This window comes from Mesorhizobium sp. M0019 (assembly GCF_040323975.1).
Classification (GTDB): Bacteria; Pseudomonadota; Alphaproteobacteria; order Rhizobiales; family Rhizobiaceae; genus Mesorhizobium.
In genome coordinates, this window is record NZ_JAMYVK010000027.1 from 1 (window position 1) to 11,745 (window position 11,745).

An 11,745-nucleotide genomic window follows, 5' to 3' on the forward strand; every position below is an offset into this window, starting at 1 on the left:
GGTGCCGAAGCGGATCGTACTCGACATTGACGACACCTTCGACGCTGTGCACGGAGGCCAACAGCTTCGCCTGTTCAATGCCCACAATGACGAGTACGGCTTCCAGCCGATCGTCGTGTTCGATGGTGCGGGACGGTTCGTCAGCGCGATCCTGCGACGGGCCAAGCAGCCGAGTGGGGCTGAGATCCGCCCCCACCTGCGCCGTCTGGTGCGGGCGATCCGGATCAACTGGCCGAACATTCGAATCCTGCTCCGCGGCGATAGCCATTATTGCAACCCGCAGGTCATCGACTGGTGCCGCGCCAACGACGTCGACTTCATCTTTGGCCTCGCGCCCACCACGACCCTGCGCAAGCATGTCGCGGATCTGGAGGCCAGCACGACGGCGCGCTTCGAAGCGTAAGACAGGCAAGGTCCGCAGGTTCAAGGAGTTCGTTGACGGCGCCGCTAGTTGGAGCCGCGTCGGGCGCATCATCGCGCGGGTCGAGGTCGGCGCCCAAGGTGGCGATATCCGCTTCGTCGTCACCAACCTTGCCGGTGGAAGGCCAAGGCGCTCTACGAGGATGTCTACTGCCGGCGCGGCGCGGCCGAGAACCACATCAAGTCGTGGAAGACGCATCTTGCCGCCGACCGCACATCCTGCACCAGAGCGACGGCCAACCAGTTCCGGCTATTCCTGCATGCCGGTGCTTACTGGTTGATGTGGGGCTTGGGGGCCGCGATGCCGAGGCGCTCGAGCTTTGCCGTCGCCCAATTCGACACGCTGCGATTGCGCCTCATCAAAATCGCTGCGCGGGTGGTCGAGATGAAATCGCAAATCCGCCTGCACCTGCCGACATCGTGCCCCGACCAGCGCATCCTGCGCATCGTCCTCGATCGCATCCCCCAACTCGCGACATAACGATGGGGGCAGACGCCCCGAAACGAACCCGTCGACCGCAACCTGCAAACCCCCGCCTGCCATCACGACGGAGCAATCCCGGCGCCTGACGAGGCGCGTGGAAAAGCACCGCAACGGCGACCACAACGTCGCTTCAGGCCGTCAAAAGCTTATCGTGTGCATCAAGGCGGCTAGAAGCGCGCCGGCAGCCTGGCGGGGGGCTTGGGGTTAGACTGCCGGCGCACGCCACTCATGAAGAGCGGCCCCTTTTTGCGGTTCCGACACGCATAGTCAACCCGGCAGCGTCTGGATGCCCGCTGTGCTCTTTTCAGAGCGGCTCGCGATGCCGGCCATGTCGGCCGATCCTGCCTAGGATGGGGGGCCACTCTCGTCGGCCGAGTTGATGCTCCAGCCAGTATCACCTTGCCGACCAGCATGGGTTCGCCGTTAGCAATCCATCCTCGCGAGCCAATGCTATCGTGCACGTGTCGCAGCACTCCGGGCGGCTATATCGCCTAAGACAGCATGACGAAGCGTTCCAACTTCCTGTTCGGCGAGCCCGCGTGCAGTTCCTGACTCGGACAGTGGACGAGAATTCTCTTGGCGGTACTGCGCCAGAAGGCATTCGCGTACAACGGAATCAAGCGACGACTATCAGCCGCAAACGTCACATCACAAGAGCGGTCTTCCACCGATTGTGTTGAAGAAGTCGGTGATTAAGCCAGGCGTTCTTTTCGCCGCGACGAGTTGCGATTGGGTCGAGGCGGCCTCCTTGCCCTAAGTGGCTGGGATTGGTGTCCGGATAGTGCAGATCTTGGCCAATTTCCTGAGGTTCTGGGCGATGGCTGCGAGGTGGAACTCATCGCGGGCACCACAGGGGCCGCGCAATCGCAGTCTGTCGAGCTTCAGGATGCGCTTGAGGTGCGCGAACAGCATCTCCACCTTCTTCCGTTGATAGCGTGAGGTTTGGTAGGCCTCGGTCTTGGCGATGTCGCGGGCCATGTCGCGCGCGCCCTCATAGATCGAGCGCAGCACTTTGCGCGCCGGCTCCTTCGGGCAACAGCGGGGCTTCAGGGCACAGGCGTCGCAATCCAGCTTGCTGGCGCGATAGCGCATCATGCCATTCTCGTCGACGAGAGGGTGTGGCACCCGATAGGTCTTCTGGCGCTGCCTGAGCGTCTTCCCGCCAGGACAGATGTATGTATCGGCCTTATGGTCGTAGGTGAAGTCGTCGCGCGAGAAGGTGCCATCCTTGCGCCTAGACTTGTCGAACACCGGGATATGCGGCTCGATCCCACGCTCATGCACCAACCAGTTCAGCATTTCGGCCGAGCCGTAGCCGGTGTCGGCAATCAGCCGCTCCGGCCACAGGCCGAGCTCGTCGTGCGCCCGCTCGATCATGGTCTTGGCGGCCGTCACCTCGGCTTGGCGCACCGCGGTCGAGGGCTCCACATCGACGATGACGGCGTGCTCCACGTCGATCAGATAGTTGGTGCAATAGGCGTAGACGGCCGGGCCGCCCCAAGAGGCGGTCCAGCGTGCTGCAGGATCGACAGGCGATACGAACTTTGGCTCTACCGGCGTGGCGGCCCCGAAGGCGGCGTCATCCAGAGTGGCGAGATACTCAGCCACGGCCCGCTTGGCTTTGGGATTGAGGTCCTCGGCCGTTTCGATCCCGCGCTGACGATGGGCGTCGGCGACGATCATGCTGGCATCGACCGCAAAGCCTTCGCCGCCGACGAGCCCTTCAGCTATGCAGCGCCGGACGACGGTCTCGAACAGTTCGCGCAGCAGGTCGGCATTGCGGAAGCGGCCGTGGCGGGTCTTGGAGAAGGTTGAGTGGTCAGGCACATCACCCTCGAGACCAAGCCGGCAGAACCACCGATAGGCCAGGTTCAGATGAGCGGATGCCGAAGCAATAGCCGACGATCAGCATGCGGATCAGCAGCTCAGGGTCGATCGAGGGACGGCCGATCGAGCTGTAGAAGGGCGCCAGATGCTGGCGGATGGCGGACAGGTCGACGAAGTGGTCGATCGCTCTGAGCAGGTGATCCGCCGGCACATGCCGCTCCAGGCTGAAGCCGTAGAACAGCTCCTCCTGCATCACACTTTGCTCGCCCATCATCGACTCAATCTCCTCTTACGACGAAGATTGAATCAGTGCTTCAGGACTGCTGCAACCCGGACTTTTTCAACACAATCCACCCATTGCAGATTATCCGACTGATCAGGCGGCGTCCGATATGTCCGACTCTGCCTCAAGAATTCCCACAGGTATGGACAGCGATCTCGCTATCCGATTCCGATAGCCCTTATTGTACTTTAGACCCCGCTCGATGTTTTGGATTTCCTGAGCGGCAAGCCCGCACGCGACCGCGAGGTCCTCGATTGAATACCCAAGGTGCTCACGATAAGCGCGGATGATGTGGGTCCCCTGCGACATAGCCGTCAAGACTGGCTCGGGAATGCGCGAATCCTTCATAAACATCTCCAAGAAGATGGGAGCGCCTGACAAATCGGGAGATTTCCTCCCCGACCCTGGCGCACACCCAGCAAATCAAAAAAATGGACGTCCATTCGGCCGGACCGGCCTCATCCATGGAATGGGCCACTTGAAATTGGCAGCCGGGTCGGAATATGGCGGCTCACCTGCTTCTGATCAAGTTCTAAGAACCTGCCCGCCATGAGATGGCCTGATCGGCTGTAGCGCATTCGACCTGCGATCCTACACGACTCATTCTCCCCCATGGCTTTCTTGAACAGCAACTCGAACTCTCACTGACGCCTCCAGTGGCTATTCGCGGCACCGTCCACCCAGCCTCGCGGACGCTGATACCTTCGACCAATTTCCACCGCCGATGCAGCGAAGATGGACAAGCATCGCCACCTATAAAGGTTCACAATCACTCGACCGTGACCGATTTTGCGAGATTGCGCGGCTGGTCTACGTCTGTGCCCATGAAGAGCGCCGTGTGGTAGGCAAGAAGCTGTATCGGCAGCGAGAAGATCATCGGCGCGATAATCTCGTCGACAGCCGGCAACACGAGCGTGTGCATGGTGTTGAGTTTCGATGCGGCTGCCCCTTTTTCATCGGTGATGAGGATAATCCGCCCTCCACGGGCAGCCACTTCCTGCATGTTGGAGACGGTCTTGTCGAAAAAGCGATCATGGGGCGCGATGACGATCACTGGCATGTTGTCGTCGATCAATGCGATCGGACCGTGCTTCAATTCACCCGCCGCATAGCCCTCGGCATGGATGTAGGAAATCTCCTTGAGCTTCAGCGCACCTTCCATCGCTAGCGGGAAACTGGTGCCACGGCCGAGATACAGGACGTCACGACACTTTGACAGTTCGCGCGACAGGAACTCGATCTCCGGCTGGATGCTGTTGAGTACCTGGCCCATGACGCGCGGCACTTCGGCGAGGCTCCTGACGAGCGCCTGCAGCTCGTCTTCGGTTACGGTCCCGCGGGCTCTGGCGGCGCCGATGGCGAGTGCGGCTAGAACCGCAAGCTGGCAGGTAAACGCCTTGGTGGAGGCGACGCCAATCTCCGGTCCGGCAAGGATCGGGAAGACCGCATCGGCCTCCCGAGCGATGGTCGATTCGCAGGCATTGACGATAGCGCCAATTTTCAGCCCACGCTCCTTGCAGTACCTCAACGATGCGAGCGTATCGGCGGTTTCGCCGGACTGCGAAATGAAAAGAGCCGCCGACTGCGGCGACAACGGGATCTCGCGGTAACGGAATTCGGACGCAACGTCGATTTCAACCGTCAGGCGCGCATAGCGCTCGAACCAGTATTTTCCGATCAGTCCGGCGAGATAGGCGGTCCCGCAGGCCGAGATCGCCAAGCTCGGGATCCTGGCGAAATCGATGCCAGAAACCATGTCGGCGCGATTCTCTATGATGTTGCTATAGTGACGGAGAGCATGGGCGATGACTTCGGGCTGCTCGTAGATTTCCTTCTCCATGAAGTGGCGATGGTTGCCCTTGTTGGCCAGATCGGCCGCGGCCGTGGAGGTATGGCGCGGACGCTCGACGGGATGGCCGTCGAAATCGAAGATATGGGCGCCCGAATTGCCGACAACGGCCCAGTCGCCCTCGATGAGATAGGTAATTTCATTGGTGAAGGGAGCGAGCGCGATCGCGTCGGAGCCCAGGAACATCTCGCCGTCGCCGTGACCGATCGCCAGCGGTGGTCCGTTGCGCGCCGCCATGATGGTCGACGGATCATCTTCGAAGAGGACGGCAAGCGCATAGGCGCCCCTGACGCGTTTCAGCATGGCACGCATCGCCTCTTGCCGCCTCATGCCCTCCCGGCGGTGTCTTGCCAAGAGATGCGCGACGACCTCGGTGTCGGTATCGGTCTGGAACTCGGCGCCAGCCGCCGCCAATTCGTCCTTCAGCTCGGTGAAATTCTCGATGATCCCGTTATGGACGACGGCGACACCGTCGGTAAAGTGCGGGTGCGCATTGCGTTCCGTCGAGGCCCCATGGGTTGCCCAACGCGTGTGGCCGATGCCGATGTTGCCGCTCAGCGGCTCTTCCTTCAGTCTCCTCTCGAGATTGACGAGCTTGCCCTCGGCGCGCCGGCGGTGCAAGGCACCTTCGGTGATCGTCGCAACGCCGGCGGAATCATAGCCGCGATATTCCAAACGCTTCAATGCGTCGACCAACCGATCCGACACCGGCTGTTGCCCAACGATGCCAACAATCCCGCACATGTTCGTCTTCCCATTCTTGCCGGCAGCTTCAGCCCACGCGAGACGGATACCCATCCGGCCGCTTTCATTGGGGATCTTGTAGTAGTATTCGGTAATATTGGTACAATTGATTGTAGGGATAACTATCATCCACCCCATGGATGAGCCCCTGATCTAAACTTCTCGTTGCGCCTGACGCCCTCATGACCGAACGCAAGCCCACACCCCGCGGCACGAAGGAACAATCGGCCATGCGCGACCATCCCGGCTACGCACCTGACACGAAGCGCCGCCGCTCGTGATCACGCGGTGATCGGCATGATCACAAGCACTGTAGTTAGGCAGCATCAGCGACACATGATCGGCATCATCATCATCGGCAGCGTCGGCGCCGTCGGCATGATTCACGTGTTCGTCACGTTGATCATAATCATCGTCGCCGCCGATCAAGTTTAATGCCTGCCGCTGTTGACGCGGCTTTCGCCGGTAGAGTTTAGCCCGCGATGGCCTGTCAATACGCTGTTGGTCGGCATGGCCGAAACCGAGAGTCAGGCGGCACTGGCCACAGAGCACGTTCAGCGACCGTTTCAGTCAGCGCCGGCTTTGTCGGGGTTCGTAACGTCATCAGGATTCTCGGGGCATGAATGCACTATCACGAAAACGTTGGTTCTCAGTGCTTCGTCCGTATTACTCAAACCCGATTCCCGCTGCGGAAGAACTAGGCGCGTGTCACGTCTTGTACAAGGCACAATAGCAGTGAGAAATGGAGATTGATGCCTGCGCGTTTTCGAATAAGACAATCACCAAGCTGTCACCCGAATTACATCAGGAACTGTCTATAGCCGCCGCCCATCAGGTAGCGGCCACGTTGGATGGCGCGACGCACCTGATCGCGAAGATGGCTACCTGGATGAGACCAATCTTCTTCGACACGGCGTCTCCCGAACAGGGCAATGGCGATCTCCTGATGAGATGCTCCCGCAAGCGAGCCATCCAAAGCCTGGAGCACGATACGCAGACGCGCTCCGCGGGGTTCCGGCGGAAAGCAAGCAGCTGCCAGGCGGCCGCAACCATTGATGTCGTTCAGGAACTGAAGGGCAGCGACATGGAACTTCAGGTGCTGCGGCTGCACGATCGCGTCGACATATAGCCGCAACGGGCGGAGAACGGATGCACCGGAAAGGGCGATCTGCAGACTCCGGCAGTCCTCCCTCAGCAGCACGTGCTGCACGCCGGCAGGTGTCAGCAGGATGTCCTTGCAGCATGAGAGCGAAGGGAGATCAAGCGGTTCAAAATCGTGGTCGAGCCCAACCGGCTCCGCGGCCGCTCGTAGAATACGGGCGCAGTCGCGCGGATCCCAAAAGACCCTTGCCGACGTAGCGTCCGACTGTGGCGCGTCCGCGAAAAAGGAGGCTCCATTGTCTTAGGAAAGATGATCCTGTCGTCAACTCGATTATCTTCATGTCGGCCTGAGCTCCGACAATGCAGGCGGACGGTGCCATTTTGGCGTGGTCGCGCTGGAATTGTGGATTGCGCCGAAGAAACTCCCAGGCCCAGGCAGTGCGTGGCAATCGTCTGGCGTAGTGGTAAGCTTCGTGACGACGCCAGTCCGGCCAGCATACAAGACCGACCGTCGCTTCCTTGGGCAGACCAGCATCCTTCACGGCTCAGGTGTCCACAATGGCGCTATGCCGACGGGCCTAGAACCGGTTGCCACAGTACCGGTCCGCTCAGACGTCCCCTGCTGCGGATGCGCAAAAGGCTCGCGCGGGAAATCTCGAGAAACCCGGCCACAGCCTCCGTTTTGCCGACGGACTTGGGTTGTCCGATGCGCGACAATGGCCACGTCGCGAGCCGAAGGATCCGTTCCATGCGCGTATCCGTCACCGTTACTATCCGGGTCAGATCCTTGGCCAAGCCGAACTCGATCATGCCCGCGAAGAGCTCGTAGGTTGCCTGGGCCAGTCCGCCCGCTGCCTTGGGCGCCGACGGAGGGAGATCGAGCGCGAAACGACTGCTCTCCCATATGTCGGCAGTCGAGGGCACGACGTCAGCACCCAGCAGCACCGGGAACGTGTCGCGCAACATTGTGGGTCCGGTGCTGGGCAAAAGACGCACGCAACCGCGAATTCGCCAGTCGGATCCCTTGAGGAGCAGATAGACAGGCTTCAGACCATCAAACGGGTCTGTTTCCATCTGGTCTTCGGTATCAACTTCCCAATCGAGCCTTTCCTTGAACACCCGAAACCTGAGCCCGTGCATCTCTTTGAGCTCGCTTGCGAACTCGTTGTAAAGATCTGGTGTTATCAGCTGCATCATGGTCGCCTCCGTGCGGGATGTGTTCCCGCCATCGAAGGGCAAAGCCGGCAGCGATGCAGCCTGTAGAGGTTTACAGCTATCGTGGCCGACGAATCAGGATCTCGCCTGGCCGGAGGCAGCCAGTCGTGCAACGGCCTGGTTGATCGTTCGAACGCCAAGCTTTGCCTTGGCGTTTTCCAGATGAAAGGTCACGGTGCGCTTTGAGACGCCGAGAAGCTGGCTGATAACCCAAGCCGACTTGCCGCGCGCCGCCCATTTCAGGCACTCGAACTCCCGCGGGGTGAGCGTTACACCATCCACCACGCGATCGTCGGCGAGCCTGCGCCGGACATGGATATGAAAGTTGATGGCCACCAGCTGCAATGCTTTTTCGTAACGTGTCAGTGACCGCAACAGAGGCGGGCGGGACTCGTCGGAAGCAAAGGTCAGGGCAGCAAACCGGCCGCAATGATCATGCATGGATATCGTCAGGCCGCCGCGGATGCCAAACTCAGCCGCACTCTCCAGAATTTGTTGCTGCGAATTCGGCAGACAGTGCCGAGCGCGATCCACACCCCAATCAAAGGTATCCCAGCCTTGCAGCCCGCGCAGGATGACCGGATCAAGACTGTGGTAGCGCTGTTGCAGATAACGTGATGTCCAGGATGAAGGATAGTTTGAGATCAATTGCGGGGCGTCGCCGGGGGCCGACGGGTAAGTGAAATAGGCGAATAGCGGAAAATCGAAGCCGGCTGCAGCGGATGCCATTGCCTCACGGAGATCGGCAGCATCAACACTTGCAGACAGTTGCTCAACGAAGTTCTCAAACACGCGATGCATTTGCGCTTTGCGTAACCTCCGTGATCGCTCGATGCCAGGCAGAGACCTTGTTTTAAACGATCCCCGGACGGATACAGCGCGTGCCGAGAACCCCGTTAATCTGTTGAAACCCGTGATATTCTGACGTTGTCTATGAGACGTGTGCCGCCGAGCCAGGCCGCGACAAGCAAGCGTGCAGGTCGGTCAAGGCTTGTCATCGGTCGCAGATCTGCCTCGTCGCGAAGTTCCAGGTATTCGATGTCGCGATAGCCTGCAGCCAGAATTGCTGCGCGCGCTTCGGCAAGCGTTGGCAGGACGGGCGAGCCGCGGGCAAGCCGCTCAGCCGTCTCGAGCAAGACCGATGGTAGCTTGTGGGCAACAGCACGCTCTGCTGGCGAGAGCCGGACATTGCGCGATGATAGTGCAAGACCGTCGGCTTCGCGGACTGTCGGACAAGGAACAATGGTGATTGGAATATCCAGGTCCCGGGCCATACGCCTGACTAGCTGAAGCTGCTGAAAGTCCTTTTCGCCAAAGAAGCCGAAGTCAGCGCTGGTCTGCAGGAAGAGCTTGGCGACGACGGTCGCCACGCCATCGAAATGTCCCGGCCGGAAGGCACCGCACAGGCCCTCGCTGACACCGGACACCGAAACGGTCGTGGCGAAGGCCGCCGGATACATTTCCTCTGCATCCGGCGCATAAAGCAGGTGCGCGCCAAGCGGTGCCAGCTTGGCGGCATCCTCGTCCTCGGTGCTCGGATACGCGGCGAGATCGGCCTGGCTGTTGAATTGCTTCGGGTTGACGAAGAGCGTCACGATCACCCGGTCGGCCTTCTCGAGTGCCGCGCGCACGAGGCTGAGATGGCCCTCATGCAGGACGCCCATCGTTGGCACCACGGCAATCCCCTCGCCCTCGCGGCGCCATGCGGCGACGATTTGGCGAAGCCGGGCAACGCTCCTGACAATCGGCACGCTCACGCTGCTTCTCCGCTCTTGGCCGCGTCCGCGTCGGCGGGCTTGGGCGCATCGGCAAACACGTGCTCGGCGGCCGGAAACTGGCGCTCCTTCACTTCCCGCGCATAGGCCGCGATCGCAGCCGCAGCGGCCTCCCCCAGTTCAGCATAGCGCTTGACGAATTTGGGCCGGAAGTCGCCGAAGAGGCCCAGCATGTCGTCGACGACGAGAATCTGGCCGTCACAGGCTGCCGAGGCACCGATGCCAATGGTCGGGGTCGCCACCTCCCCGGTGATCCGGCGGGCGAGCGCCTCGGGAACCTTCTCCAGCACGACCGCAAAGGCGCCCGCTTCGCTCACCGCAAGCGCGTCGCGCCTGATGCGCTCGGCATCCCCGCCTCTGCCCTGCACGCGGTAGCCACCGATGGTGTTGATCGCCTGCGGCGTCAAGCCGACATGGGCCATGACCGGCACGCCGCGCGCGGCGAGGAAGCGGATCGTCTCTGCCATCGTTTCGCCGCCTTCGAGCTTGACGGCCCCGCAGCCGGTCTCGGCCATGACGCGCGCGGCATTGCGGAAAGCCTGCTCGGGGCTTTCCTCGAAGGAACCGAACGGCAGGTCGACGACCATCAGCGCCTGCTCGAGGCCACGGCGCACGGCCTGGCCGTGCGTGATCATCATCTCCAGCGTCACACCGAGCGTGGAGGGCAGGCCGTGGAGAACCATGCCGACGCTGTCGCCGACCAGCACCACATCGCAATGGGGATCGACAAGCCGGGCGACTGGCGTCGTGTAGGCGGTAAGGCAGACGAGCGGCGTCCCACCTTTGCGCGAACGAATATCCGGCGGTGTGATCGCCTTGGTGTCACCAAACGCACTCAATGGACCCTCCTTCCCCAACGTTACCAACCGCGGGTGTCGCGTTTGCCACATTTTTGTGCAAGTGCGAAGAGCTAAAAATGGCCGTGCAGCTGTGCGGTGTTGACGTGCGGACAGGCGCGCTTACACTTAAATCGATTCAGGCGTCCCCCGAGCTGGCCAACCACTTTCGCGAACATGGACGATCAGGCAAAAGGACCCAGGAAAGACAGAGCCGCCGTCAAGGCCGACGAAGTCAAAGTGGACCTGATCGCCTTTGTCGTCGCCGTAAACGACAGTGAACCCTGTGTCCTCACCATCGGCCAGGCGGACACCCTGCCCTCCGGGCCATTTGCGCTTGAGCACCGATCGCTGCAATCCGGTTTGAGGGGGTGGGTCGAGCAGCAGACCGGCCATCCGCTGGGGTATATTGAGCAACTCTACACCTTCGCGGATCGGGATCGCATCGGCGCCGAGCGCCAGCAGCGCGTCATCTCCATCAGCTATCTCGCATTGACCCGCAAGGAACAGGCAGCTGGCTCGCCCAAGTGCGGCTGGCAGAGCTGGTATGAATATTTTCCATGGGAGGACCACCGCTCCGGCACGCCTCCGGTCGTGCTGGACGTTCTGCGACCGCGCCTGATTGAATGGGCAGACGGCGTCAGGGACGCGGCCACGCGACGTGAACGCTGGCAGCGGGCGACGATAGCCTTCGGCTTCGACGACCGCCTTTGGAACGAGGAACTCACGCTTCAACGCTATGAGTTAGTCTACGAAGCAGGCCTGGTCCAAGAGGCCGGAAGCGGACGGGACGCGACGCTGCCTCCGCTGGTGCCCAGCAAGTCTATGGTCGCCGATCATCGCCGCATCGTGGCGACCGGCATTGCGCGGCTGCGCTCCAAGATCAAATACCGGCCGGTCGTCTTTGAGCTGATGCCGCCGGTCTTCACGCTTTTGCAGCTGCAGCGAACCGTGGAGGCGCTTGCCGGCAGGCTCGTGCGTAAGCCGAACTTTCGCCGGCTGATCGAGCAGCAGGAGCTGGTCGAAGAGACCGGAGAGGCAACCGCGGAGACCGGCGGCCGGCCAGCGAAGCTTTACCGGTTCCGCCACGCCGTTCTCGACGAGAGGGTCATCGCCGGGACAAAATTGCCGCTGGCGCGGGGTTGACATCGCTTATACTCACAGCAAGTATATGCTGGTTATTTTCAACTAGAGTATAAGCTGGAGGGGTC

Annotated in this window: 9 protein-coding genes and 2 pseudogenes; 2 read left to right on the forward strand and 9 right to left on the reverse strand. The window is 61.1% G+C overall.

Features of this window, described 5'->3' with window-relative positions; all coding sequences use genetic code 11:
• Positions 1 to 901: pseudogene (locus tag NKK47_RS19570) on the forward strand (IS1380 family transposase); the annotation flags it as partial.
• Between the two features lie 756 nt (positions 902 to 1,657).
• Here the strand turns inward: NKK47_RS19570 and NKK47_RS19575 are convergent.
• The 9 genes and pseudogenes from NKK47_RS19575 to panB form a co-directional block, all read right to left on the reverse strand.
• Positions 1,658 to 3,005, reverse strand: a pseudogene (locus tag NKK47_RS19575) (transposase).
• Between the two features lie 102 nt (positions 3,006 to 3,107).
• The gene (locus NKK47_RS19580) at positions 3,108 to 3,368 is read right to left on the reverse strand and encodes a helix-turn-helix domain-containing protein (protein ID WP_352496595.1); all 261 of its coding nucleotides are present in this window, start codon (positions 3,366 to 3,368) and stop codon (positions 3,108 to 3,110) included.
• 415 nt (positions 3,369 to 3,783) lie between these two features.
• Positions 3,784 to 5,607 carry a glutamine--fructose-6-phosphate transaminase (isomerizing) gene (glmS, locus tag NKK47_RS19585; protein WP_352577953.1) on the reverse strand — a complete coding sequence of 608 codons (1,824 nt, stop codon included), beginning with the start codon at positions 5,605 to 5,607 and terminating at the stop codon, positions 3,784 to 3,786.
• Between the two features lie 799 nt (positions 5,608 to 6,406).
• Positions 6,407 to 6,817 carry a DNA -binding domain-containing protein gene (locus NKK47_RS19590; protein WP_084643024.1) on the reverse strand — a complete coding sequence of 137 codons (411 nt, stop codon included), beginning with the start codon at positions 6,815 to 6,817 and terminating at the stop codon, positions 6,407 to 6,409.
• A 58-nt stretch (positions 6,818 to 6,875) separates the two neighbouring features.
• Complete coding sequence (locus NKK47_RS19595; RefSeq protein ID WP_352484151.1) at positions 6,876 to 7,250, reverse strand: transcriptional regulator domain-containing protein; 375 nt, start codon at positions 7,248 to 7,250, stop codon at positions 6,876 to 6,878.
• Between the two features lie 22 nt (positions 7,251 to 7,272).
• Positions 7,273 to 7,905 (reverse strand): acyl-homoserine-lactone synthase, encoded by a 633-nt coding sequence (locus NKK47_RS19600; RefSeq protein ID WP_352577954.1) that lies wholly within the window; start codon positions 7,903 to 7,905, stop codon positions 7,273 to 7,275.
• A gap of 93 nt (positions 7,906 to 7,998) precedes the next feature.
• Entirely contained in the window at positions 7,999 to 8,724 is a 726-nt protein-coding gene (locus NKK47_RS19605; RefSeq protein ID WP_352518022.1) for a LuxR family transcriptional regulator, read from the reverse strand.
• Positions 8,725 to 8,819: 95 nt separating this feature from the next.
• The gene (panC, locus tag NKK47_RS19610; RefSeq protein ID WP_352577955.1) at positions 8,820 to 9,680 is read right to left on the reverse strand and encodes a pantoate--beta-alanine ligase; all 861 of its coding nucleotides are present in this window, start codon (positions 9,678 to 9,680) and stop codon (positions 8,820 to 8,822) included.
• Positions 9,677 to 10,537, reverse strand: coding sequence for a 3-methyl-2-oxobutanoate hydroxymethyltransferase (panB, locus tag NKK47_RS19615; protein WP_352577956.1), 861 nt, complete (start codon positions 10,535 to 10,537; stop codon positions 9,677 to 9,679). The genes panC and panB overlap by 4 nt, the downstream gene beginning before the upstream one ends.
• A 174-nt stretch (positions 10,538 to 10,711) precedes the next feature.
• On the opposite strand from panB, the gene NKK47_RS19620 reads away from it, so the two are divergent.
• Positions 10,712 to 11,680, forward strand: coding sequence for an NUDIX hydrolase (locus NKK47_RS19620; RefSeq protein ID WP_352474699.1), 969 nt, complete (start codon positions 10,712 to 10,714; stop codon positions 11,678 to 11,680).
• The last annotated feature ends 65 nt before the right edge of the window (positions 11,681 to 11,745 follow it).

What these genes read in the sequence shown, in the direction of transcription:
- NKK47_RS19620 (WP_352474699.1), top strand. Translation starts at nt 10,712, where the DNA reads ATGGACGATCAGGCAAAAGGACCCAGGAAAGACAGAGCCGCCGTCAAG.
- glmS (WP_352577953.1), bottom strand. Translation starts at nt 5,607, where the DNA reads ATGTGCGGGATTGTTGGCATCGTTGGGCAACAGCCGGTGTCGGATCGG.
- NKK47_RS19605 (WP_352518022.1), bottom strand. Translation starts at nt 8,724, where the DNA reads ATGCATCGCGTGTTTGAGAACTTCGTTGAGCAACTGTCTGCAAGTGTT.
- NKK47_RS19600 (WP_352577954.1), bottom strand. Translation starts at nt 7,905, where the DNA reads ATGATGCAGCTGATAACACCAGATCTTTACAACGAGTTCGCAAGCGAG.
- NKK47_RS19580 (WP_352496595.1), bottom strand. Translation starts at nt 3,368, where the DNA reads ATGTTTATGAAGGATTCGCGCATTCCCGAGCCAGTCTTGACGGCTATG.